Here is a 25,418-nt window from a genome sequence, read left to right on the forward strand (position 1 = left end):
AGGGAACAAGCTCCCTCGACACAAATCCCGGCACAACCCTTCAGGCGGCCGAGCGCTGGTTGCGCAAGGCCATCGGCCCGGCGCGCTCTTCGATGGCCCGCTTCAGTTCGCCGCGAAGCCCGAGCAGGAAGCCTGCCTCGACCACTACGAACAAGGGCCCGACGATCAACCCGGTCAGGTCATCGACGAATGCCGGTTTGCGACCTTCGTAATAGTGACCGACGAACTGGATCGCCCAGCCCACCACAAACATCCCCAGCCCACTGCCCAGCCACGCCAATGTACTTTGCGCCGCCAATACCTGCCCCAGCCACACGGCCAGGCCCAGTAGAACCGTCATCAGCACGCCCAGGCGTATCTCCAGGCGCAGGTAGAACCAGGCACTGGCCGCCGCGACGAGTAACGCTGGCGAAAGCAGTAGCGCACCCACTGGCCAGCCCGGTCGTGACAGCAGCACGGCGACAGCGACGAAAATCAGCGGGATGCCAATGAAATGGCTGGCGATGTTGCGCGGGTCGCGGTGATAGGCGGCGTATTGACTGAGATGATCGACGAGGCTTTTCATTGTTGTTCCTCCTGAGGTGATGCCTGCATGATGCCCAGGTCCCATAAGGTGTTCTGTCAGTTAGCCGACACTTCCCGGAGTTTCCATGAATTCGCACCCCTGGCATTCGCACCTGATGGCCGGACACTGGTACAGCCATCTGCCTGTTGAATTGCAGAATAGCCTGCTGGGCATGTCACGGGTGCGGCGCCTGTCGACAGGACATCGGCTGTTCCAGCGCGGCGATCCACCGTGCGGTCTGTATGCTGTTCTCGAAGGTTCGGTGCGGGTCGGTTCGGTGAGCGAGCAAGGCAAGGAGGCGCTGTTGAGCGTGGTAGAGGCACCTCACTGGTTCGGTGAAATCTGCCTGTTCGATGGCCAGCCGCGTACCCACGATGCAGTTATCGTGGGGCAGTGCACGCTACTGCACGCACCCCAGGCGACGTTGCTGGCCTTCCTGGAACAACACCCGGTCTACTGGCGGTACCTCGCGCTACTGATGAGCCACAAGCTGCGCCTGGCCTTCATCAACCTCGAACAGCTGAGCCTGATGCCTGCTCCGGCACGCGCGGCCCATCGCCTGCTGCTGATCGCCGAGGGCTACGGCGAGATCGAATCGGCGCGACAGGTCCTGCAACTGTCCCAGGAACAACTGGCCCTGATGCTCTCGCTGTCACGCCAGACCACCAACCAGATCCTCAAGGATCTGCAGACCCAAGGCATTCTTCACCTCGGTTATGGCGAGATCGAGATCCTTGATATGGGGCGGTTGCGGGAGATGACACTGGTCTGAGTGCGGTATCGACTGATCCATCGCTTTCGCGAGCAGGCTCGCTCCCACATTGAGTCTGTATTGGCCGTGCATCTCTGTGGGAGCGAGCCTGCTCGCGATGAGGCCAGCCCTGCTAGCGCAACCCCTCCCGAAACTGCCCGGGCGTCATTCCGGTCCAGCGCTTGAACGCGCGGCTGAAGCTGCTGGCATCGGCAAACCCCAGCAGGTAGCCGACTTCGCTCAACGAGCATTGGGGATCGCGCAGGTGCAGCAGTGCCAGGTTTTCCCGGCACTCGTTGAGCAGCGCGTCGAAGCGGCAGCCTTCATCAGCCAGGTGTCGTTGCAGGCTGCGCAGGCTCAGGTGCATGGCTTGGGCGATGCGTTCGGCGCTGGGTTCGCCTTCGGGTAATTGGGCCTCGATGGCTGCGCGCACCTTGCGCTCCCAGGTCAGTGGCTGGAGGTGGGCGAGGGTGCGCTTGAGCACCGCTTCGTTGTGTTCGGCCAGCTCCGGGTTGGCATCGTCCAGGTGGCTGTCGAAATCGGCAAGGCTGAACTCCAGATAATCGTGTTCGGCGGCGAAATGCACCGGCGAGCGGAACACCTTATGCCACGGTGCAGGGTCTGCCGGTTCAGGGCGCCGCAGGTAAACCGCCAATGGTGCGTAGTCGCGACCCAGGCGATTGCGACAGGTGCGCACGTAAATCGCAGCGAACGCGTCGATGGCTTCGAAAGCCGGCATAGGGCGGCCCTGGGGCACATCAAGGGTGAAACGGTAGCGGTCCTCGCAACGGGTCAGTTGCAGCGTCAGCGCGTCGCTGACCACCGGGTGATAGCGCACGATGCGCTCGAATACTTCGCGCAGACTGCCGCTGGCCACCAGGGCGTAACCCAATGCGTGAAATGTCGTGGGACTTACGAAGCGTGACACCCGCAGGCCGATTGCCGGATCGCCGCTGGCTTGCACCGCCAATGCCCATAGACGGGTGGTGGCTGAAAGCGGGTAGCGGGCGTTCGGATCGTCCATCAACTGTGGGTCGAGCCCGGCCTCAAGGCACAAGGCGTGGCCATCCAGGCCCAGCGCATCGAGCTGTTTGCGCAGGGCGCGGGTCCAGCTGGCGAGGGTGGTAGGTTCAGTCATGGCGATTGGCGCTTGCGGTCAACAGGTTGGCGTCTGCGGCTACCACCCTGCGCAGCAACGCTGGTCAGGATGAGCACATCTCTAACAGAGGATTTAAGCCATGCATGGCCGTAGCGCAAGTCCCGAGCGATTGAATGCACAACAACGATCCGCCCATATTCGCCAAGTGGTATTGGCCCATGGCGAAGAATTGCGCAGACGCTACCCGATTCTGCTCCATCAGGATGCCTTGGGTGCGGGCATTCTGACGTTCGCCCTGGCGGGGATGATCGGATCGGCGCTGCTCTACATCAATGGCCACCTGGTCGGCTGGGCGTGCCTGCTGCTCAACGCCTTTTTTGCCTCGCTGACCCACGAATTGGAGCATGACCTGATCCACAGCATGTATTTTCGCAAGCAGCGCCTGCCCCACAACGTGATGATGGGGCTGGTGTGGCTGGCGCGGCCGAGCACCATCAACCCGTGGATCCGCCGTCATCTGCACCTCAATCATCACAAGATGTCCGGCACCGAGGCCGACCTGGAAGAACGGGCCATCACCAACGGCGAACCCTGGGGGCTGGCACGGTTGCTGATGGTTGGCGATAACGTGATGTCGGCCTTCATCCGCTTGTTGCGCGCCAGGACCTGGGCGCACAGGCGCAGCATCCTCAAACGCACGCTGAAAGTGTATTTCCCGCTGGCGTTGCTGCACTGGGGGGCCTGGTACGTGTTTCTCGGGTTCCACGGGGCCAATGGCGTCGCCGGCCTGTTTGGCACGTCGATTGACTGGTCGGCGAACACCTTGGCGATGATGCACGTGATCGACATCGCGGCAGTGGTGATCATCGGCCCAAACGTGTTGCGCACCTTCTGCCTGCACTTCATCAGTTCCAACATGCATTACTACGGCGACGTCGAACCGGGCAATGTCATCCAGCAAACCCAGGTGCTCAACCCGTGGTGGCTGTGGCCGTTGCAGGCATTCTGCTTCAACTTCGGCAGCAGTCACGGGATTCATCATTTTGCGGTGAAGGAGCCGTTCTACATCCGTCAACTGACGGTGCCGGTGGCTCACAAGGTGATGCGCAAGATGGGTGTGCGGTTCAATGACTTCGGCACCTTTGGCCGGGCGAACCGGTTTGTAGGCGAGGATAAACCGAGGCAGGAAGCGGTGAGTGCTGTTCAGGGTTGAGGTGGCTTTTTTCACACGTCGTCGATAGACCCATAGTCCGTGGCGAGGGAGCAATTCCCTTTGCCACTGAGGTCGCGCCTGTTGGCCATGCAGCAGCCCTGGCGGGCGGGTGCATAACGACTACGCTCATCCTCTCGTCGGGCCATCCCAAAAAAGCCTAATTTTTTCCCGGGGCTTGCCGACAGACTGATATGCGTGCACCAAAGTGGAGCAGACCACAAGTCCTGCCCGCGCTGTCATGTGAACGTTGCAACCGGAATGCACCCCCACTCCCTGCATAAGAAGCCTCTTCGATGAATTTGAAATTCAGCCATAAAATCCTTCTAGCCGCCTCTGGTGTGGTAGTTCTGGCTTTTGCCCTGTTCACCCTCTACAACGACTATCTGCAGCGAAACACCATCGGCCGCAGCCTTGAGTCCTCCATCGAACAATCCGGTGACCTGACGGCCAGCAGCGTCCAGAACTGGATGAGCGGTCGCATCCTGGTGCTGGAAAACCTGGCGCAGAACATCGCACACCAGGGGGCTACCGCCGATCTGGCGGGGCTGGTCGACCAGCCGGCGCTGACATCGAATTTCCAGTTCACCTACGTGGGCCAGGCCAACGGTGTCTTCACCCAGCGCCCCGACGCAAAAATGCCCGACGGCTACGACCCGCGTCAGCGCCCTTGGTACAAACAGGCGGTGACCGCCGATAAAACCATGCTGACCCCGCCCTATTCGGCTGCCGTTGGCGGGCTGGTGGTGACTATTGCCCTGCCGGTGAAAAAAAGCGGTGAGTTGCTGGGTGTGGTGGGCGGTGACCTGAGCCTGGATACCTTGGTGAAAATCATCAATTCGGTGGACTTCGGTGGCATCGGCCATGCTTTCCTGGTCAGCGGTGACGGTCAGGTGATCGTCAGCCCGGACAAGGACCAGGTGATGAAGAACCTCAAGGATATTTATCCCGATACGCCTGTGCGCATTGGCAAAGGTATCCAGGACGTCGAGCTGAACGGGCAGGATCGTATTCTCTCGTTCACACCGGTTACCGGCCTGCCGGGCGCCGAGTGGTACATCGGTTTGTCGATCGACAAGAACAAGGCCTATGCGCCGCTGAGCCAGTTCCGCACTTCGGCGCTGATTGCGATGTTTGTCGCGGTCGCGGCCATCGCGTTGCTGCTGAGCCTGTTGATTCAGGTGTTGATGCGTCCGCTGACCACCATGGGGCGTGCCATGCAGGACATTGCCCAGGGCGAAGGCGACCTGACCCGACGTCTGGCCGTGCAGGGCAAAGATGAGTTCGCGGTGTTGGGCGGCTCGTTCAACCAGTTCGTGGAGCGGATCCACGCCTCGATCTCCGAAGTGTCTTCCGCCACCCGACATGTGCATGACTTGTCGCAGCGCGTGATGACGTCGTCAAACGCTTCACTCGTCGGCTCGGATGAACAGAGCGCCCGCACCAACAGCGTGGCGGCGGCCATCAACCAGTTGGGCGCCGCGACCCAGGAAATCGCCCGCAATGCCGCGGACGCATCGCAACAGGCCAGTGGTGCCAGCGAGCAGGCCGATGACGGTCGTCAGGTGGTGGAAAAAACCATTCAGGCCATGACCGAGCTGTCGCAGAAAATCAGCCTTTCTTGCACCCAGATCGAAACCCTGAACGCCAGCACCGATAACATCGGGCACATTCTGGATGTGATCAAAGGTATTTCCCAGCAAACCAACCTGCTGGCCCTGAACGCCGCCATCGAAGCCGCTCGTGCCGGTGAAGCCGGACGTGGTTTTGCGGTGGTGGCCGATGAAGTGCGCAACCTGGCGCACCGCACCCAGGAGTCGGCGGAAGAAATCCATAAGATGATCACTTCGCTTCAGGTCGGCTCCCGTGAAGCGGTAACCACGATGAACGCCAGTCAGGCGTCCAGCGAAGAAAGCGTGGAAGTTGCCAACCAGGCCGGTCTGCGGCTGGTCAGCGTGACGCAGCGTATCGGCGAAATCGATGGCATGAACCAGTCGGTGGCCGCCGCGACCGAAGAACAGAGCGCCGTGGTGGAAACCCTCAACATGGACGTCAGCCATATCAACCTGCTGAACCAGCAAAGCGTGGCCAACCTCAATGAAACCCTGAAGGATTGCGACGCCTTGTCCCAACAGGCCAACCGGCTGAAGCAACTGGTGGACAGCTTCAAGATCTGACAGGCGCGGGGGCTGTACTGCCGCCATCGCGAGCAGGCTCGCTCCCACAGGGGATTTGGGGTGAGTCTGGATTTTGCAGCCGCTCGGAACCCAGTGTGGGAGCGAGCCTGCTCGCGAAGACGGCGGCACAGCCAACCTCATCGCCAACTGACCCGGCGCTATCGCGAGCAGGCTCGCTCCCACAAGGGGACTACCTAGGCGAACATCTTCTGCACATTCCCCATCGCCTCATCGGCAAAGCCTTGCAGGAAGTCCCTGAACCCCGATGGTGAATGGGCGTCGGTGTGGTCGGCGATGATGGTCCAGGTGGCGCGGCAACGGTTGTCTGCCAGGGGCTCGACGCGCATGGCAGCCCACAGGTTGTCGATGCCCAAGGTGTTGTAAATCAGTGTCCAGGTCATGTGCATGGCCTGGTCGTCACGGCTGTTGAGCTGCTCCACCACCAGGTTCTGCCCGTCGACAAAGAACTTCTTGCGCAGGGACCTCACGCCCTCGCCGGTCATTTCGATACGCTCGAGCGCCGGGATGAAACGGTTGAAACCTCCAAAGTCGCCCACCAGTGCCCAGACCTGTGCCGCGTCGGCCGCTACCTCCACCGAGGTTTCGACTTGGCAGGCTTGAGGATTTCTGATCAGGGTGTCGGGTTGAAATGCATTCATGGTCTTGCTCCTTGCTTCGGGTTGGATTGCTTCAGATGAAGTCGATGGCTTTGAGGTAGTCGGCACCGCGCCGCAGCAGGGCCGGGGATTTTTCCGGGTAGCAGGCGCCCATCTGCCGCACCCCGGTCCGGGCGTTGTCATGGCGGATCATCGAGATGTCGCCGATGTCTTCTTCAAACCCGTTGAGATAAAACCCCAGCACGCCGAACAACGCGTTGTTGGCATCGACTCGACCCAGTTGCCGTTGCCAGTCCGCGACGCTTACCAGGGAAAACTCCCGGCCGCTGTCGCGGAACGACGCCACATAGGCGTCCCAGCTCAACGGCTCGGGGTTGTGCAGGTTGAACACCGCTTGCGTCGGCTGGTAGCGGCTGGCGTGGAAGGCGATGAAACGGGCCAGGAAGTCCACCGGCATCAGGTCGAAATTGAGCGACAGATCCGGCACCTGGCCCAGCTGGATCGAGCCCTTGAGCATCAGCATCAAGCGATTCTTGTGGGGCTGGCAGACTCCGGTCAGGCTGTTGAAACTGATGTTGCCCGGGCGGAACAGGTTGACCCACACCCCGCGATCCCGTGCCCGTTGCAGGATCCGTTCGCCGACCCATTTGGACAGGTTGTAGCCGTTCTTGATGTAGATCGGTGGCGTCGGTGCGGCGGGTTGTTCCAGTACCTGGCCGTCGATGCCCAAGGCACTGGAGGCTGAAAGCGTGGAGACGAAGTTGAAGATCTTCTTGCTGCGGCCTTCACACAGACGCAGGCATTCGAAGATCGGCTCCACGTTGTCCCGCGCCAGGGACTCGTAGTCGAGCACGTGATTGACGTGGGCGGCGTTGTGCACCAGGGCGCCGAAGGTACGGTCGATACGGGCATAGACGTCGTCCGGCAAACCCAATTGTGGCTGGGTGATGTCGGCGGCATAGACGCTGACCCGGCTCAGGTCCAGATGAGTCAGGCGATTGTCCTGCAGTGCCTGGGAAAAGCGTTCCGCCGCGCTTTGTCCGGCGGACGCGCGCACCAGGCAGGCGACTTCGGTGGCGCCCCAGGCCAGCAGTGCCTCGACAATGTGCACTCCGAGAAAGCTGTTGGCTCCGGTCACCACCACTTTATGCACGTCACCGCATTGGCTGATGGGCAGTGGATCGATGTGGAGTTCGGTTTCGGCATCGATGAGAGCCTGGGGACTGAGTGCCGATGTGTCGCTGTGTTCATTGCTGTCGAGCAGCTTCGCCAAGGTCATCAGTGTCGGTGCTTCGATGAAGCGATTGATCGACAGGCTGCGACCGAAGGTCTGGCGAATGCTCAGCAACAGTTGCGACAGCAGGATCGAGTGCCCGCCCAGGTTGAAGAAACTCTCGTCGGTGGCAATGTCTTCGGCCGGCAGTTCCAGCAGCTCGGCCCACACTTGCTGCAACTGGGTTTCCAGCGGATTCTGCGGCTGGCGTCGTTGGCCACCGACCTGGACCTGCACCGACAGAGCGAGCAAGGCGCGGCGATCGACCTTGCCGTTGCTGGTGTAGGGCAGGCTGGGCAGCTCGATGTAGGCGCCAGGGTGCATGTAGCTGGGCAACGTGTCCTGCACATGCTCGCGCAGCGCCTGGAGCGCGGCACCGGGCCGATCTTCCCGGGGATGAACCAGGAACGCCAGGATCCGTCGGCGCTCGTCCACACCCACGGCCACCTGGCGGAACAGCTGGCTCTCCCGCAGGCAATGTTCGATTTCCTCTGGCTCGACCCGAAAGCCCCGGACCTTCACCTGATTGTCGCGCCGGCCGCACAGTTCGATGCCGTTGTCGCTCCACTGGCCGATATCGCCGGTGCGATAGACCCTCAGCCTCTGACCGCCGGGCAGGGACAGGTCAAGATACCGCGTGGCGGTCAGCGTCGGGTCGTGCAGATACCCCAGGCCGACGCCCGGCCCCGCGATATAGAGCTCGCCGGGTACGCCTTGGGGCACCGGTTGCAGCCGTTCGTCGAGGATCAGTACCCGACCGTTGGCGATGGGCACGCCGAGGTTGCGGTTGTTATCACCCACGCCAAACTGCCGTGTGGTGGCAAGCACGGTGGTTTCAGTCGGGCCATAGATGTTGTGGAACCGGCATTGGGGCGCAAGCCGCTCGATCACGAACGGCTCGCAGACGTCCCCACCGGTGATCAGGTGTGTCAGGCCCAGTGGTGCCTCCAGCGGCATCACGCTCAGCAATGCAGGCGGTAGAAAGGCGTGGGTGACATGCTGCTGGTGAATCAACGCCACCAGTTGCTGCGGGTCGCGGCGCTGGTCTTCGCTGGGCACTACCAGCAATGCACCCTGGATGAAGGTTGGGAGGATATCCAGCAGCGATGCATCGAAGTTGATGGTGGAGAACTGCAACGCCCGACTGTCTCGCTGTAACCCGACGTAGTCGCTGTACCAGGCACAGAAGTGGCTGAGGTTGCGATGGCTGAGCAGCACACCTTTGGGTTGACCGGTGGTGCCGGAGGTGTAGATCGCCACCGCCGGTTCGTCGATGTCCACTGAGCGACGGATCAGCGAGACGGGGATGCCCGGCTTGAGCACTGGCAGCCGATGCACGTTCAGCGCGGGCACGGGCAGATCGACCAAGTCGCTGTCGCCATCGTGCAGCAGCAGGTCGGCCTTGGCGTTTTCCAGGATGAAGCGTCGACGCTGCACGGGGTGTTGCGGGTCCAGCGGCAGGTACACGGCGCCACAGCCCAGCACGGCCAGGATCGCCGCATATAACGGCGCGGATTTAGGCAGACACACCGCAATCACCATTTGAGAGCTAGGCTTGTGAGTGCAAGTCCTGTGGGAGCAAGGCTTGCCCGCGATGAACGATGACTCGGTCTGGTTGGGTACCGCTGTGTCCGTATCGCGGGCAAGCTTTGCTCCCGCAGGTTTTGCTTCCACAGACTCTGCATATCCCAGCCGTTCCAGTATTGCCTGCTGCAAACCCAGCGCCTGGGTGCGCAAGGTCTTGTAGTCCGTGAGCTGGCCTTCGACCAACAGTGCCGGACATACCGCATCATCGAGCAAGCGCTGTTCGATGCCGTGCATCACCGGCACTTCGGCGGCGGCCAGCAGCCAGGGCACTGGCGGCCGGTTGAGGCCATGCTCGAAAGCCAGCGCGTCCAGTGCGTCGAGCCCCTGTAAAGGGTGTTCGGCAGCGTCGGCCTGCACCGTCGGCCAGTGATCGAGGCCGGTGTCATCCCGGGATAACTGGCTGACCAGCCTTGCACCGACCTCAACCAGCACGGCCTGGGCCTGCAGTCGCAAGGACTGACCATTGCCGCTTTGCGGGTCAATTGTCTCCTGGCTTAACAGCCGCTGCGCGCCGTCGCGAAACACAATGACCGGTTGCGGCAAGGCTTCGCCGGGCACCGTCCGTAACGCGACGCGGACCTCAAGGCGTGAGCGGGCTTCAATGGCGCATGGCGCCGTACCGTCGTCGATCAACAGGTCGATCGCCGGTGCTTGAGTCGTCACGACACCGTGGCCGTGCAGTTCAAGTTCCTGGGCCAGTTCGGCCATGGCCTGGCTGGTGCCAGGCACTGCAATTTCTAGGCGTCTCATTGGCAGCTCCTCATGCGGTCAGGTAGTCGGCCAGGGCATCGCGCACGCAGGGGGAAGCGAGCATCGAACTGCTACGGAAAAAACGGGTGATGTTGCCCACCAATGGATGGAAGCGATTGATGGGGTAGGCCAGCGCACTGGCTTCTTCGCGCAGGGACTGGCGCACCGATTCATCGACGGGCAGATGGGCGATCAGCTCGAAATCGAAGGCCTGCTGCAGATCGCTGGCCAGATACTGGACGATAAAGCCGGGCATCAACCGGGCAATCGCTTCATGGTCTTCTTCGGGTGCTGCACGCCAGTACATCTGTACCAGCCGCGTCCAGAAACCCGAATGTCGGCCCTCATCCATCAGATGATCGGCCATCAGTCCCTTGATCGATGCCTTGACCGAGTCGTCCCGGGCAAATGCGGCGACTTCGTTGGTCACGGTGTTTTCGGCGATCGCGATGCAGATCAGCTCCACGGCGCTTTGCAGGTGTGCCGGCGCCTGGGCCAGCGTCGCCGGTATCGCACGGCTGAGTTCGATCTGCGTCGGTAACGGAATCGGCTCGATGCCGGTCATGTCGATGGTCTGCTGCATGAAGTCCATCGCCACCAACGCGTGGTAATCCTCGTCCACCACCACGGTCATCGCGTCGTAGCGGCAGGCGAACGGGAACTCGATGCCGAAGCGATTCTTGGCGATGCGCCGGGCGGTGTGATCCACCAGTTCGGTCTCGAAGATCACCACATCGTTGATGAACTTGTAGAGGCTCTGCACCAGTGCGTAATCGCGCAGCTGCGGGCAATGGCTGAGAAAGGTCTGGCTGTGCACCAGAGGCTGCCGGCTCATGGGAAAGATCAGTCTGTCGTCATTTTCGATCCGCCGCCGTGGCCGGGTTCGGATCGTCGCGCGGCTTTCCCAGGTGTCGGCGAAGGACTGGTATTGGATGGCGTTCATGGCGTCACCTGCGCGATCGGTTGGGTCATGCTCTGGCGCAGGCCATCCCACAGGGCCGCCCGACTGTGGACGGCGGCGAGCGCGGCGGACAGCACCTCGGTTTCGCGTTGCGGGTCGCCGTCGATCAATCGGGCCAGCAGTTTCTCCGCAGCAGGGCCGTGGTCTTCGGAGTCGACTTCGATGTGCCGTTGCAGGTAGTACCGAAACGTCGGCGCTTGATCCAGGCCGATGCCCCAGGCATTCAGCATGCGTTGGAACATTTGCGGGATGACGCTCTCGCGACCATGCACGAACGCGGCGGCCACGCTGTGGGCTGGGGCATGCAGGGCGGTGTGCAGGGTCTGACGAACGAAGCGGGCCGCCGCGGGTTCTACTTCGACGCTGTCCAAGGCGGTTTCGGGGCTGACACCTTCCTGTTGCAGGGTGATGAATTGTTCAATCGCCCGAGTATCCGCGCCGACTTCCCGCATGGCGTCCAGGTACAGTTCGAAATGGCTGCAATACCCTGCGCCGGGGCGATCGTCGGACTCCTCTCCTAGCACGATTTCATTGATCAGGCGTGCCGCGTGCGGGTCGGCTGGTGGTAACCAGGGCAGATGAACGCAGGTCAGCTCCCTTTGCAGCCGCTTGGTCAACGACATGAAGTCCCACACGGCAAAAACGTGGCTTTCCATAAAGCGGCGTAACAGGTCAATTGATGTTATTTCGGAAAAAACAGGATGTTGGCCAAGTTCGCGTTTTTTCAAAAAAAGTTGTTCTTTGGTTGGCTGCATTTGAACGTCCTCATCAATGATGTTTGTCCGGTAGGGCGCTCGTTATTTTTAATAAGGCGAGCGGGTGCCTGAACCGGAATCCATGAATTACCCAAGTCATGCAAGTGTGTGCTGCTATTTCACTGCTAAGGCATGATTGCCTTGTTTTATAAGTGTTTATTGAAATTTGAGATCGTCGATAACAACTCGACGTAGAAAAAATTAATACACGGAACAACTCGGCGGCAAGCAATTTTTTAATTATTTGAAGTTCAAGTTTTATTGGGCGTGAAGAGGCTTAATAAGACTTATTGGATAAGTTTTATTGAGGCGAAGTTGCTCCTTCCGATTTATAGTGATCAGAATAGATAGTTCGAGTGAATGCCTCACCCGGAGCACTTCAGGGAACGGGAAATAATGAAGTTCGTGTTTTATGGGCGGGACGTCGGTCGGACATTCGATTCTCCCGCCGGTGGGCGACGCTCCTTGCGTGATGGCTTCGATCCGCCTGGTTTGTAGCCAGGCGCTGACTTCTTCAGGTCTTTTTTTGAATCGACAAGCGCAAGAGTGAGCCCAAATCGACGGCAGTGCCATGGAACTGAACTGGCGGCGCGTCGCAGACACGGCCAAGCCGCTTCAGGTGGGCGGGAAGACGGGTAGGAAGGATATGTAAGAAAGTGATACGCCGGCCGGGTCGCCGGCGGACGATCAGTTGGATGATTGTTCCAGGTACCGTCGAATAGTGACGCAGGCTTTCTCCAGATGACCCTCCAGCAGGGTCACCGCGCTATCGATGTCTTTGGCACTCACGGCCTGAAGCAATGCGCGATGATCATCCTGGGTCAGCTTGCCCAGCCCCATGGACGACAGATGAAAGCGCAGGAAGCGCTCCTCTTCATTGAGCTCGCGCTCGATCAGGTCCAACAACTTGCTGTTGGGTGCCTTGTGATAAAGCGACATGTGGAACAGCCGATTGAGCTTGCCGATCTCGGCGTGATCAGTCTGTGCTTCCAACTGCTCGATGTAGTGGGCGGCCAGCGCCAGGTCATCGGCATCGAGCAAAGGGACCGACAAACGCAAGGCGAACGATTCCAGTACCGCGCGTAGCGCGTAGGTTTCGATGGCGTTGTTGGTGATCAGCGGGGCGACCACGGCACCTTTGTGTTGAACCACATTGAGCAGCGATTGCGCTTCGAGCTGGCGCAACGCCTCGCGTACCGGCATGCGACTCACGCCGAACAGGTCGGCCAGTTCCTGCTGGCGCAGTGCCGTGCCGCAGGGCAGGCGTCCATCGAGGATAGCCTCGCGCAGGGCGCCCTCGATGATCGAACGGGCCTGGGCAGCGGGGATGGGCCCATTGACCTGGATAGTGCTTAACGGCTTGGGCTTCTTAGTCACGACCACGCACCCTGAATAGCGAATTGGATCCATGCCAACATTAGTGACAGATTACCAGCCAGTCAAAGCCTCATGACTGGCGTCCCTGAACTAAAGTGTTCCTGAACGAAAGTGTTCCTGAACTAAAGTTTAGCGTGCCTTGGGTGATTGCACCTTGCCATTGTCTTTTGCCGGGCCAGGCTTCACCATCCCACGAACCCTCAACGGTCTTTTCTGGACGCATTCCCTTGGCTGCACCTTTCCCTGCCTTCAGGTTCCTGCGCTGGCTGTGTTCGGCATTATTGCTGGCCGGCCTCATGCTGGGTGGCCTGCACGCCGATTGGGACTTCGCGCAGATCAGCCGAAGGGCGCAGGCACTGTATGGGTCGCTGGGCGAAGGGCAGCAACGGATCGATGCCTGGCAGCATCTGCTGGCTACCGAGAAGCAGACGCCTGAGCTGGAGCAGCTCAAGGTGGTGAATCTGTTCTTCAACAAACAGGTGCGCTACGTGGAAGACATCGATCTGTGGCATGAGGTCGATTACTGGGAAACCCCGATCCAGGCTTTATGGAAGGGTGCCGGCGATTGTGAGGACTACGCCATCGCCAAGTACTTCAGCCTGCGGCATCTCGGGGTGTCCAGTGACAAGCTGCGCATCACCTACGTCAAGGCATTGCGACAGAACCGGGCGCACATGGTGCTCACCTATTACGCCACGCCCGAGGCCATGCCCTTGGTGCTCGACAGCCTGATCGACGCTATCCAGCCGGCCAGCCAGCGAACCGACCTGTTGCCGGTCTACTCTTTCAATGCCGAAGGGCTGTGGCTACCGGGCGCCAAGGGCAACAAGAAAGTCAGCGACACCAAGCGCCTGTCCCGGTGGCAGGATGTGTTGAAGAAAATGCAGGCCGAAGGTTTTCCGGTCGAGACGACTAACTAGGAGCACGCGCTCAGATGTCTTTGTTCAAACAACTGTTGATCGCTATCTGTCTGTTCCTGGTGGTTGCCTTCAGCGGCAGCTTCATGGTCAGCCTGGAGAGCTCGCGGGCCCAGTACGTCAATCAGCTGCGATCCCACGCCCAGGACGCGGCCACAGCGCTGGCGTTATCCCTGACGCCGAACATCGATGATCCGGCGATGGTGGAGCTGATGGTCAGTTCCATTTTCGACAGCGGCTACTACGCCAGCATCCGTGTGGTCGATGTGGCTACCGACAAGACTCTGGTCGAGCGCACCGGTACTCCAGACGCTGGTAGCGTGCCGCAGTGGTTCGTCAAGCTCATCGGCCTGGAGCCGGCCGGTGGCGATGCGATCGTCAGCCGTGGCTGGGAACAGGCGGCACGTGTCGAAGTGGTCAGCCACCCCATGTTCGCGCTTGCCAAGCTGTGGCAGAGCGCACTGGGCAGTTTGGGGTGGTTGCTGCTGTGCGGTGCCGTGAGCGCGGTGCTGGGGGCCTTGCTGCTACGTCGCCAGCTCAAGCCATTGGATTACATGGTGCTCCAATCCCAAGCCATCGCCCGGCGCGAATTCCTGAGCCTGCCGGAGCTGCCGCGTACCCCTGAACTGCGTCGCGTGGTGCAGGCGATGAACCAGATGGTCGAGAAGCTCAAGGCGTTGTTTCAGGAGCAGGCCGAGCGCAGTGAAAAGCTTCGGGTCGAGTCCTACCAGGACAATCTCACGGGGCTGGCCAATCGGCGTTATTTCGAAATGCAGCTCAATGCCCGGGTGAGCAACCCTGAGCAGGCCAGCTCCGGCTATCTGTTGTTGTTGCGGGTCCAGGACCTGGCCGGTTTGAACCAGCGCTTGGGTGGGCAGCGCACCGACCAATTGCTCAAAGCCGTGGGCGAGCAGTTGTTGCGCGAGTGTGCCCGATACCCGGAAACCCAGAATCTGGTGACACGTATCCGTGGCGGGGAATTCGCTGTGCTGGCGCCGGGACTGGTGCGCGAGGAGGCGCTGCAACTGGCGCAGCATCTCGAAACCGCACTGGCGAGCCTGCATGCCACAGGTGCGACCGACGTGGCGTCGGTGGCTGCTATCGGGCTGGCGCCATTCGTCCATGGTGACTCGCCGCAAGCGGTGCTGCAGCTTGGCGACCAGGCCCTGGCCCAGGCTGAAAGCCAGGGCGAGCCGGGCTGGGCCTGCCTGGAGCACAGCGCGTCGGCCAGTGTCGGTGACGATCATCATGCCTGGCATACGCTGCTCGACCGGGCGTTGGAAAAACAGCGGTTCGAGCTGTACTTCCAACCGGTTGTGGCCGCTCAGGACACTCAACTGGTGCTGCATTACAAAGTGCTTTCCCGGTTACTCGACGATCAGGGCCAGACCATTCCCGCTGGGCGTTTCCTGCCTTGGCTGGAGCGCTTCGGCTGGACGGCGCGCCTGGACCGCCTGATGCTCGAGCAGGTGCTGCGGCAAATGGCCGGGCACGAGGAGGCCCTGGCGCTGAATCTGTCCTCTGCCACCCTGGCCGACCCGCAGGCGCTGAACAAAATCTTTGAGATCCTGCGGGCCCATTCCAACCTCGGGTCGCGCCTGACCCTGGAAATCGGTGAAGAACAGTTGCCCGAGCAGGCGGTGCTGGAGCAACTGACTCGACGTTTGCGTGAGCTTGGTTTTTCCTTGAGCCTGCAGCGTTTTGGTGGGCGTTTCAGCATGATCGGCAACCTGGCGCGGTTGGGGTTGGCCTATCTGAAAATTGATGGCAGTTATATCCGGGCGATCGATCAGGAAAGCGACAAGCGTTTGTTCATTGAGGCGATTCAGCGGGCAGCCCATAGCATTGACCTGCCGTTGATTGCCGAGCGGGTGGAGACGGAGGGGGAGCTGGCGGTGATTCGGGAGATGGGGGTGTTTGGGGTGCAGGGGCAGTTGGTGGGGGGGCCGCGGCGTTGGGATTGAGTACATATCCGTTGCTGCGGTAATGGCTGCTGGCGGTTCCGCTCTTACAGCGGGTTACTTTTGGCAGACGCCCGGAATGTCGGCCCAGCCAAAAGTAACCAAAAGGTCTTCGCCCCACCACTCGGCACCTCGCCAAGGCGAGGTGTTCCCTCACTCCGGCATTGCTCCGTGGGCCCGCCGCGAAGGGCCATCCATGGCCCAGCGCGGCTAACCCGGCATCCATGCCGGGTTGCCCACTACGCAATGCCTGCGTTCGGCCAGCGTGGTTAATGGGGCCTTCAGATCAAAAGCAGAGCAAAAGCAGAGCAAAAGCAAGGCGAGGCGGCCTTATGGCCGGTCTGTTCTTGCGGCTGACCTCGATCCCCTTGTGGGAGCGGGCCTGTGGGAGCCGAGCTTGCTCGCGATGACGCCAGCCCAGACAACCTAGCCCTTGATGTCATGCAGAGAGCAGCCAGGTCCTAGGAGATTTCCTTCAAGTTGTAGCGAAGTTGGTGAACTTGTCCGGCGCCGGGCTCGCGGCTAGTCTGGGTTTGTCACTGAAAAAACGGTGATATGGGCGTGCAAGCCCGAAATATCTGTTTAGGGCGAAACGGCCCATGCGATTCAGCGATCTCATTTGGACTCGCTGTGTAGCAAAGGCTCCTTACTAGTCGTTTAGGAGTTCTCAATGACAACAGCGGAAACGAAACACACTTCACACAGTTCCAACGCACTTGACGAAGCCGCCCAACGCGCCCTCGACTACTACCTCAAGCCCAAACCCGTCGACGAGTCTCCATCCGGTCAGCTCTTCGTCGTCGCTCCGGACATCGATACCGAAACCCTGCTGGCCAACGCTTCCGAAGACTTGCTGTCCATCAGCGCCATTGCCGCTGACCTGCCGACGATGTCGACAGTTCACGGCGCAGCGTGATTCTGGCGATCAGTCGGATGGCCGATGGGGTGCATCTGTTGGTGGAGCGAGCGATGGACCGGCTGGAAGCCCGGGCGTCGGGCTGAGAGGTTTTCGGTGGACTGAAGATCGCTATCGCGAGCAGGCTCGCTCCCACAAGGGATTGATGTTGCCCCGGTTATTGCGGTGAGCACCGATCAACTGTGGGAGCGAGCCTGCTCGCGATGGCGTCAGTCCAGGCGCCTAGATCAAGCCCTTTTCATCATCATCGATCAATCGACTCAGCCCGCCCAGAGCTTCCCGGGCCTGGTTGCGGTCCATCAGCTTGGCCTGGGCGGCAGGCGGCAGGTCGGTGACGCGGATGACGCCTTTGCTGGTCAGCACCTGGATCAGGTCGTCGAGTACCCGGATCATCTCCAGGTCGCTTTGCTTGAGTTGTTTGAGGCTGTTTTCCACGGCTTGGTTGGCGAACCAGTCCTGGATCTCGTGGCTGTCGGCCGGCAGGGTTTCGGTGGCTTCGGCATAGGCGATGGCTTCTACGCGCACCAGCAGGCCTTGTGCATCGCGTTGCACATAAAACATCGGGCATCCCTCATGGATTAAGCGGCGTCATGCCGAGCAGCATAGGCCAACTGAGCGCGAGTATGAACACAAAAACGGTGGCGAGGGAGCAAGCTCCCTCGCCACCGTTTTTGTATCAGGTTCAGCTGTTGTTGTGATCGACCTTGATGGTCGGGTCACTGCCGGCGATCAACGTGTTCAGGTTGACGTTCGACCAGTTGTTGCCTTCCAGCTTGATCGTCACGTCCGGCGCGGCCGATGCACCGTTGGCCCCGTTGAACTGGCCGGTGGTGCTGACCTGCAACGACGACACGCCATCGACCGTGCTGATCTGCAGGAAGTGGTCGATGGTGCTGCCGGATTCACCTTGCAACAGATCCCGCAGGTCGATCCGGTCGCCATCGGCAGCCTTGAAGTCCTTGATCACGTCGTTGCCGGTGTCGCCCGCCTGCCAGACAAAGGTATCGCCTCCCAGGCCACCGATCAGCGTGTCATGACCCTGACCGCCGATCAGTGTGTCGTTGCCAGTGCCGCCGAGCAGGATGTCATTGCCCTTGCCGCCATTGAGCGAGTCGTTGCCGCCCTGGCCGAAGAGAATGTCGTTGCCGCCACCACCCAACAGCGTGTCGTTGCCGTCATGGGCGCCGGACACGTCGAACGCGGTGTAATGCTCGGTGATGTACTGGTGCACATTGCTGGTGGTGACCTTGCTGACGTCCACGCCGCTCTGTTGGGCCACGAATGCCTGAAGAGCCTGGTAGCCCTCGCCGGTGACGCCGTTGAAACTCACCAGGTCGCCGAAGAGGATGTCGTTGCCTTCGCCACCGTTGACCGTATCCGCGCCCGGCAGGGTCGCTTCGGTGTGGCCGATGATCGAGTTGGCCAGGTTGTTCGGGTCGATGTTGGTCTGCGGCGTGCTATCCGAGTCGTACGGCTTGAGGTCGTTCAGGGTGACGTCATTGTTCAGGCCAATGGCCTCGACGTTGCTCAAGCCTTTGAGCAGCGTGAAGCTGGCGCTCGAACCCGCCGCTGCCCAAGAGTCGGCGTATCCACTACCGTCCACGTAGGAGAACTCGAAGGTGCCGTTGCCCTCGGCGTGCACTGTGCCGACATAATTGTCATCCCAATGCTTGCCGCTTTTGGTCGACAGGTACATGTCGCCGTTTTCGTAGATGGTGTATTTGTGCGTGCTGTCGATCGTCTGGGTGTAGTACTTGCCAATGGAGTAGTTGGCCGCACTCAAGACGTCATCGAGCTTGACGGTGCCGTACAGCGTCGGGTTGGTCTGTTCGCCGGACTGGTAGAGCGTCGGCTGGCCATCGGTGATGAAGTACGTCAGGTTCTTCGCGCCGGTATTGCTCAGGGCCTGGGTGCTGTTGAAGAAGTTCGCGGTGGTCTTGAACACGTCTTCGTAGTTGGTCCCGCCGCCGGAGACCATCGAATCGAGGACGCCCTTGAGCAGCGTGAGCGCGTTCGGGTCATTGAGGTTCACCGCAACGTTCTTGTTCACCTGGTTGTCGAAGTCCGCCAGGAAGATGTTCACGGTCCCGGAGTTGCTGCCCAGGCTCTGCTTGAGGGTATTGAATACCTGGGTCAACGAGTTCTTGGCTGCGGAAATGGACGACGAACTCATGCTGCCGGAGCTGTCGACCATGAACGCGATGTTGTAGTTGACGCCCGGCACGACGGTCAGTCCGCCGATGTCGGCAACCATGATGTCGTTGCCATCGGTGCCGGTGACGTTGTCATTGCCTGAAGTCCCGGTCACGGCGTTGTAGACCGTCGGGTACACGGTGACCGGGATGTGTGCGGTGGTCACCGCCGACCCGCCGAGGGTTTCCGTGGACGTGGAGGTTACGGTCAGGTCCAGGTGACCGTTGTAGTAAGCCGGCGGCGTCAGGGTCAGGCTGCCCAGGTTCCAGCCGCTGACCGTGGCTTCGCCATTGCTGCCCACGGTCGCGGTGTGGCCCGCGCCATCGGTCAGCACGCTGCCCTCGGGCATGCCACCGATCTTCACGCTCAGTTTCTCGGAACCGTCGGTGTCGGTCAGGGCGGTGGTGATCTTCGACAGATGCACGCTGGTGCCTTCGGCGCCTTCGTTGAGCTTGTAGCCGTCGTAGTAGCCTTCGCCGTTGGTGCCGTGCAGGTCCGAGACGGTTACGCCGGCGTTCGCCAAATCGGTCACGCTGGTGTACAGCGGCACACCCGCGCCGCTCAGGTCGATAGGCGTGCCGCCATTGACCGACAGGTTCACGTCATAGCTGCCCGGGCCGCTCTGGTTGTGATGATAGATATCGAGGGTGTAGTAACCGCTGGCGGTCGGTGTGAACGAACCGTTCAGCTGGCCGCCTGCGCCCCAGGTGATGGCTGCCACGTCCTTGCCGCCGACGGTAACCAGCAAACTGTCGTCGCCGGTGCCGCTGAAGGTGTAGGTCTTGCCCGCTTCGAGATAGATCAGGCCCGATGTCTTCGAGGCCGTGCCGGCGTTCACGTTGCTGTCGGACTGCACGTTGGTCACGGTGCTGGTGCTGTTCGGTGTGCCGGCAGCATCGATCACCGACTTGAGCGTGCCGGACGGCGCGCCGCTGCCGTCGGTGCCCAGGCCCGACAGGCTGGTCCAGACTTCCTTGATCAACCCGGTGGAGGTCACGTTGTTGTCGGCCACACTCAGGCTCGGTGCATCCGCCACCGGGGTGATGTCGATCTTCACGGTGCCGGTGTTGCCCAGTGTCTGGCCGTCGGTGGGCTGGAACTGGATCTGTGCGTAATCGGACTTCTGATCGCCCACACCGGTCGGATTGCCGTTGGCGCCGGATTCGTTGGTGTCCGGTGTGAAGCGCAGCTTGCCGCCGTCGATGTCAGCCTTGGTAAAGGTTTGGTTGCTGGTTACATCCTTCCAGGTCGCACCGTCCAGATACTGCAGTTTGCCATCGCCTGGCAGGCCGGTGATCTTCACGCCCTGGCTGGCGGCGGCGCTGTCCACATCGCTGACACCAAAGGTCGACCAGCCGAGGACCAGCGAGGTGTCTTCGGTACCGGTCACCGCGCCTCCCGTGGCAACCGGCGCATCGTTGACCCCGACCACGTTCACAGTGGTGGTGGCGGTGTTGGAGACGTTGCTGCCATCGGTCACTGTCACGGTGATGATGCGCGGCACACTGCTCGGGTCGTCGCTGTTGTTGGTGAAGGTGAAGTTCTTGATTTGCTGCATGTAGTCGGCCAGCGACGCGTTGCCCGACAACGTCAACGTGACGGTGCCGTTGGTGCTGTTGGCGTTGATGCTGATGCCGTTGACGCTGTTGCCCAGGTTCAGCGCATCGCCCGGCTGACGGTTGGTCAGCACAACGGTAGCGCCGGTCAGCATGGTGCTGTCCGGGTCGGTGATGTTCAGATCGGTATCGCCAATCGACACTCCCGGACCGGTGGTGCCTTCGGTGAAGGTGACTTGGTAGTCGGCTCCGGTCTTGCCGCTGGAGTTGTTGGCGTCCAGGTCGAGTACCGGTGGCGCATCGTTGTCGATGATCGAGGTGCTGACACTGCCATTAGTGGCGCTGATCGCCAGGTGCTCGAAGTTGCCACCGGTCGCTGAATCGATCTTGACCACGAAGTTTTCAGTGCCTTCGGTGATCTTGTCATCCAGCGTCGCCACGTTGAAGGTCGCGCTGGTGGCATTGGCCGGGATCTTGACGGTGTAGACGCCAGTGAAGTCCGTGCCGTCGGCAGCGGTGCCGCTGTAGACGAGCTTGAGGGTCACCTCGGTCTGCGCCGGGTTGGTCAGGCTGACGGTGTATGTGGCGGCCTGGCCTTCGGTGACCGACGAGCTGCCACTGATGCTGACGGTGGTGTCATCGACCGTGTCGGTGACGGCGGTTACCGCAGGCGCGGTGCTCGGTACCAAGTGCTCGAAATTGCCACCGGTAGCGGACTGGATCGTCGCCTGGACATTACCGGCATCCTGATAGACATCGTCCTTCGGTGCGTTGACGGTGACGGTACCGGTGGTCTTGCCGGCATCGATGTTAATGACCGCGCCATTACTCAGGGTCACGGTGACCGGTGTACCGGCGGCATTGGTCAGGGTTGCGGTGTAGGTGATCTGGCCACCCTCGGCAACCGTGCCAGTGGCGCTCAGGCTCAGGCCGGTGTCCTCTTGGACATCGGTGACCGTGGTGTTGGCTGGCTTGTCGTTGATATCGAGTTTTTCGTAGTTGCCGCCCTTGGCGTCATCGATCTTGACGCTGAGGTTGTCGCCGCCGGCGAGGGCGTCGTTTGGCGTGACGAAATTCACGCTGGCGCTGCTCGCGCCGACCGGGATGGTGATGCTCTGGCCGTTCGACAGTGTGACAACCAGCGGAGCATCGGTCACGGGTGCGTTGACCGAAGCGGTATAGACGACGGTGCCGCCTTCAGCAATGGTCGACGTGGCGCTGAGCGAAACGGTGCTGGTGTCGATGGAGTCGGTGATCGTGGTGACCGCAGGTGTGGTATCCGGCACCAGGTTTTCGAAGTTGCCGCCGGTGGCACCGGTGATGGTGGTGCTGACAGTGCTGCCGTTGTTGTAGACGTCATTGGCAGGCGTATTGACCGCAACGGTACCGGTGGTTTCACCGGCGGCGATGTTGATCACCGAGCCATTGCTCAGCGTCACGGTCACTGGCGTTTGAGCGGCGTTGGTCAGGGTCGCGGTGTAGGTGATCTGGCCTCCTTCGGTGATGGTCTCGCTGGCGCTCAGGGTCAGGCCAGTGTCGTCCACCGAATCAGTGATCGTGGTAACCGCAGGCGTCGTGTCCGGTACCAGGTTTTCGAAGTTGCCACCGGTTGCGCCGGTGATGGTGGTGCTGACGGTGCTGCCGTTGTTGTAAACGTCGTTGGCAGGCGTATTAACCGCGACGGTGCCGGTGGTTTCGCCCGCAGCAATGTTAATGACCGAACCGTTGCTCAAGGTCACGGTGACTGGCGTCTGCGCTGCGTTGGTCAGGGTTGCGGTGTAGGTGATCTGGCCGCCTTCGGTGATGGTCTCGCTGGCGCTCAGGGTCAGGCCAGTGCTGTCCACCGAGTCCGTGATCGTGGTGACGGCAGGCGTAGTGTCCGGAACCAGGTTCTCGAAGTTACCGCCCGTTGCACCGGTGATGGTGGTGCTGACGGTGCTGCCATTGTTGTAGACGTCATTGGCAGGCGTATTCACCGCAACGGTGCCGGTAGTTTCGCCGGCGGCGATGGTAATCACCGAGCCGTTGCTCAAAGTCACGGTCACCGGGGTCTGCGCGGCGTTGGTCAGGGTTGCGGTATAGGTGATCTGACCACCTTCGGTGATGGTTTCGCTGGCGCTCAAGGTCAAGCCAGTGGTGTCCACCGAGTCGGTGATCGTGGTAACCGCAGGCGTGGTGCTTGGCACCAGGTTCTCGAAGTTACCGCCGGTTGCGCCGGTAATGGTGGTGCTGACGGTGCTGCCATTGTTGTAGACATCGTTGGCAGGCGTATTAACCGCGACGGTGCCGGTGGTTTCGCCCGCAGCAATGTTAATGACCGAACCGTTGCTCAAGGTGACGGTCACTGGCGTTTGCGCCGCGTTGGTCAGCGTTGCGGTATAGGTGATCTGACCACCTTCGGTGATGGTTTCGCTGGCGCTCAAGGTCAAGCCAGTGGTGTCCACCGAATCGATGATCGTGGTGACGGCTGGTGTGGTGTCTGGCACCAGGTTTTCGAAGTTGCCGCCAGTGGCGCCAGTGATGGTAGTGCTGACCGTGCTGCCATTGTTGTAGACGTCGTTGGGCGATGTCTCCAGAGCAATGGTGCCGGTGGTTTCGCCGGCGGCGATGGTGATGACCGAGCCGTTGCTCAACGTCACGGTGACCGGGGTTTGGGCTGGGTTGCTCAGGGTGGCGGTGTAAACAATCGAACCACCTTCAGTGATGTTCTCGCTGGCGCTCAAGGTCAAGCCAGTGGTGTCCACCGAATCAGTGATCGTGGTAACCGCAGGCGTCGTGTCCGGTACCAGGTTTTCGAAGTTGCCACCGGTTGCGCCGGTGATGGTGGTGCTGACGGTGCTGCCATTGTTGTAGACGTCATTGGCAGGCGTATTCACCGCAACGGTGCCGGTAGTTTCGCCGGCTGCGATGTTGATCACCGAGCCGTTGCTCAAGGTCACGGTGACTGGCGTCTGCGCTGCGTTGGTCAGGGTTGCGGTGTAGGTGATCTGGCCGCCTTCGGTGATGGTTTCGCTGGCGCTCAAGGTCAAGCCAGTGGTGTCCACCGAATCGATGATCGTGGTGACGGCTGGTGTGGTGTCTGGCACCAGGTTTTCGAAGTTGCCACCGGTTGCGCCGGTGATGGTGGTGCTGACGGTGCTGCCATTGTTGTAGACGTCATTGGCAGGCGTATTCACCGCAACGGTGCCGGTAGTTTCGCCGGCGGCGATGTTGATCACCGAGCCGTTGCTCAAGGTCACGGTCACTGGCGTTTGCGCCGCGTTGGTCAGCGTCGCGGTGTAGGTGATCTGGCCGCCTTCGGTGATGGTTTCGCTGGCGCTCAGGGTCAGGCCAGTGCTGTCCACCGAGTCCGTGATCGTGGTAACCGCAGGCGTAGTGTCCGGAACCAGGTTCTCGAAGTTACCGCCCGTTGCACCGGTGATGGTGGTGCTGACGGTGCTGCCATTGTTGTAGACGTCATTGGCAGGCGTATTGACCGCAACGGTTCCGGTAGTTTCGCCGGCTGCGATGGTAATCACCGAGCCGTTGCTCAGCGTCACGGTCACTGGCGTTTGAGCGGCGTTGGTCAGGGTCGCGGTGTAGGTGATCTGGCCGCCTTCGGTGATGGTTTCGCTGGCGCTCAGGGTCAGGCCAGTGTCGTCCACCGAATCAGTGATCGTGGTAACCGCAGGCGTCGTGTCCGGAACCAGGTTCTCGAAGTTACCGCCCGTTGCGCCGGTAATGGTGGTGCTGACGGTGCTGCCGTTGTTGTAAACGTCGTTGGCAGGCGTATTGACTGCAACAGTGCCGGTGGTTTCACCGGCAGCGATGTTAATCACCGAGCCATTGCTCAGGGTCACGGTCACTGGCGTTTGAGCGGCGTTGGTCAGCGTTGCGGTGTAAACAATCGAACCACCTTCGGTAATGGTCTCGCTGGCGCTCAGGGTCAGGCCAGTGTTATCCACCGAATCAGTGATCGTGGTGACGGCAGGCGTAGTGTCCGGAACCAGGTTCTCGAAGTTACCGCCCGTTGCGCCGGTGATGGTGGTGCTGACGGTGCTGCCGTTGTTGTAAACGTCGTTGGCAGGCGTATTCACCGCGACGGTGCCGGTGGTTTCGCCCGCAGCAATGTTAATGACCGAACCGTTGCTCAAGGTGACGGTCACTGGCGTCTGCGCCGCGTTGGTCAGCGTCGCGGTGTAGGTGATCTGGCCGCCTTCGGTGATGGTTTCGCTGGCGCTCAGGGTCAGGCCAGTGCTGTCCACCGAGTCCGTGATCGTGGTGACGGCAGGCGTAGTGTCCGGGACCAGGTTCTCGAAGTTACCGCCCGTTGCGCCGGTGATGGTAGTGCTGACGGTGCTGCCGTTGTTGTAAACGTCGTTGGCAGGTGTATTGACTGCAACGGTACCGGTGGTTTCGCCGGCCGCGATGGTGATTGTCGAGCCGTTGCTCAACGTCACGGTGACTGGCGTCTGCGCTGCGTTGGTCAGGGTTGCGGTGTAGGTGATCTGGCCGCCTTCGGTGATGGTCTCGCTGGCGCTCAAGGTCAAGCCAGTGGTGTCCACCGAATCAGTGATCGTGGTAACCGCAGGCGTCGTGTCCGGTACCAGGTTTTCGAAGTTGCCACCGGTTGCGCCGGTGATGGTGGTGCTGACGGTGCTGCCATTGTTGTAGACGTCATTGGCAGGCGTATTCACCGCAACGGTGCCGGTAGTTTCGCCGGCTGCGATGTTGATCACCGAGCCGTTGCTCAAGGTCACGGTCACTGGCGTTT

General features: G+C 60.8%; 13 protein-coding genes and 2 pseudogenes. 6 read left to right on the forward strand and 9 right to left on the reverse strand.

Annotated features, from left to right (window positions below; translation table 11 throughout):
• Positions 1 to 40: 40 nt before the first annotated feature.
• Complete coding sequence (locus tag AD665_RS00190; RefSeq protein ID WP_053190489.1) at positions 41 to 565, reverse strand: Mpo1 family 2-hydroxy fatty acid dioxygenase; 525 nt, start codon at positions 563 to 565, stop codon at positions 41 to 43.
• An 85-nt stretch (positions 566 to 650) separates the two neighbouring features.
• Between AD665_RS00190 and AD665_RS00195 the strand changes: the two genes are divergently transcribed.
• Positions 651 to 1,337, forward strand: a complete 687-nt coding sequence (locus AD665_RS00195) for a Crp/Fnr family transcriptional regulator (RefSeq protein WP_024780871.1) — start codon at positions 651 to 653, stop codon at positions 1,335 to 1,337.
• A gap of 112 nt (positions 1,338 to 1,449) precedes the next feature.
• On the opposite strand, the gene AD665_RS00200 is transcribed toward AD665_RS00195, so the two are convergent.
• Positions 1,450 to 2,454, reverse strand: a complete 1,005-nt coding sequence (locus tag AD665_RS00200; protein WP_024780872.1) for an AraC family transcriptional regulator — start codon at positions 2,452 to 2,454, stop codon at positions 1,450 to 1,452.
• Between the two features lie 100 nt (positions 2,455 to 2,554).
• On the opposite strand from AD665_RS00200, the gene AD665_RS00205 reads away from it, so the two are divergent.
• Together AD665_RS00205 and AD665_RS00210 are read left to right on the forward strand one after the other, a co-directional pair.
• Positions 2,555 to 3,628: a fatty acid desaturase gene (locus tag AD665_RS00205; protein ID WP_024780873.1), complete on the forward strand. Its 1,074-nt coding sequence runs from the start codon at positions 2,555 to 2,557 to the stop codon at positions 3,626 to 3,628.
• Between the two features lie 293 nt (positions 3,629 to 3,921).
• Positions 3,922 to 5,802, forward strand: a complete 1,881-nt coding sequence (locus tag AD665_RS00210; RefSeq protein WP_053190491.1) for a methyl-accepting chemotaxis protein — start codon at positions 3,922 to 3,924, stop codon at positions 5,800 to 5,802.
• Positions 5,803 to 5,996: 194 nt separating this feature from the next.
• Here AD665_RS00210 and AD665_RS00215 read toward each other — a convergent pair whose 3' ends face one another.
• The 5 genes from AD665_RS00215 to AD665_RS00235 all read right to left on the reverse strand — a co-directional run bounded on the left by AD665_RS00215 (position 5,997) and on the right by AD665_RS00235 (position 13,122).
• Positions 5,997 to 6,461, reverse strand: a complete 465-nt coding sequence (locus tag AD665_RS00215; protein ID WP_024780875.1) for an SRPBCC family protein — start codon at positions 6,459 to 6,461, stop codon at positions 5,997 to 5,999.
• A 31-nt stretch (positions 6,462 to 6,492) separates the two neighbouring features.
• A complete protein-coding gene (locus AD665_RS00220; RefSeq protein WP_053190492.1) occupies positions 6,493 to 10,029 on the reverse strand; it encodes a non-ribosomal peptide synthetase in 3,537 nt (1,178 codons plus the stop codon).
• A gap of 10 nt (positions 10,030 to 10,039) precedes the next feature.
• On the reverse strand, positions 10,040 to 10,972 hold the full coding sequence (locus tag AD665_RS00225) for a diiron oxygenase (protein ID WP_053190494.1): 933 nt from the start codon (positions 10,970 to 10,972) through the stop codon (positions 10,040 to 10,042).
• Entirely contained in the window at positions 10,969 to 11,745 is a 777-nt protein-coding gene (locus AD665_RS00230) for a DUF3050 domain-containing protein (RefSeq protein WP_053190496.1), read from the reverse strand. Before AD665_RS00230 ends, AD665_RS00225 begins: the two co-directional genes overlap by 4 nt.
• 687 nt (positions 11,746 to 12,432) lie before the next feature.
• Positions 12,433 to 13,122 (reverse strand): GntR family transcriptional regulator, encoded by a 690-nt coding sequence (locus tag AD665_RS00235; protein ID WP_024780879.1) that lies wholly within the window; start codon positions 13,120 to 13,122, stop codon positions 12,433 to 12,435.
• A gap of 296 nt (positions 13,123 to 13,418) precedes the next feature.
• Between AD665_RS00235 and lapG the strand changes: the two genes are divergently transcribed.
• The 3 genes and pseudogenes from lapG to AD665_RS00250 all read left to right on the forward strand — a co-directional run bounded on the left by lapG (position 13,419) and on the right by AD665_RS00250 (position 17,002).
• Entirely contained in the window at positions 13,419 to 14,042 is a 624-nt protein-coding gene (gene lapG, locus AD665_RS00240; RefSeq protein WP_231995073.1) for a cysteine protease LapG, read from the forward strand.
• Between the two features lie 14 nt (positions 14,043 to 14,056).
• Positions 14,057 to 16,003 carry a cyclic di-GMP receptor LapD gene (lapD, locus tag AD665_RS00245; protein ID WP_053190498.1) on the forward strand — a complete coding sequence of 649 codons (1,947 nt, stop codon included), beginning with the start codon at positions 14,057 to 14,059 and terminating at the stop codon, positions 16,001 to 16,003.
• Between the two features lie 667 nt (positions 16,004 to 16,670).
• Positions 16,671 to 17,002, forward strand: a pseudogene (locus AD665_RS00250) (DUF6124 family protein).
• 136 nt (positions 17,003 to 17,138) lie between these two features.
• Here AD665_RS00250 and AD665_RS00255 read toward each other — a convergent pair.
• Complete coding sequence (locus tag AD665_RS00255; RefSeq protein WP_024780723.1) at positions 17,139 to 17,477, reverse strand: hypothetical protein; 339 nt, start codon at positions 17,475 to 17,477, stop codon at positions 17,139 to 17,141.
• A 121-nt stretch (positions 17,478 to 17,598) separates the two neighbouring features.
• Positions 17,599 to 25,418 (reverse strand): annotated as a pseudogene (locus tag AD665_RS00260) (LapA family giant adhesin); the annotation flags it as partial.

This window comes from Pseudomonas corrugata, from assembly GCF_001269905.1.
GTDB lineage: Bacteria > Pseudomonadota > Gammaproteobacteria > Pseudomonadales > Pseudomonadaceae > Aquipseudomonas > Aquipseudomonas corrugata.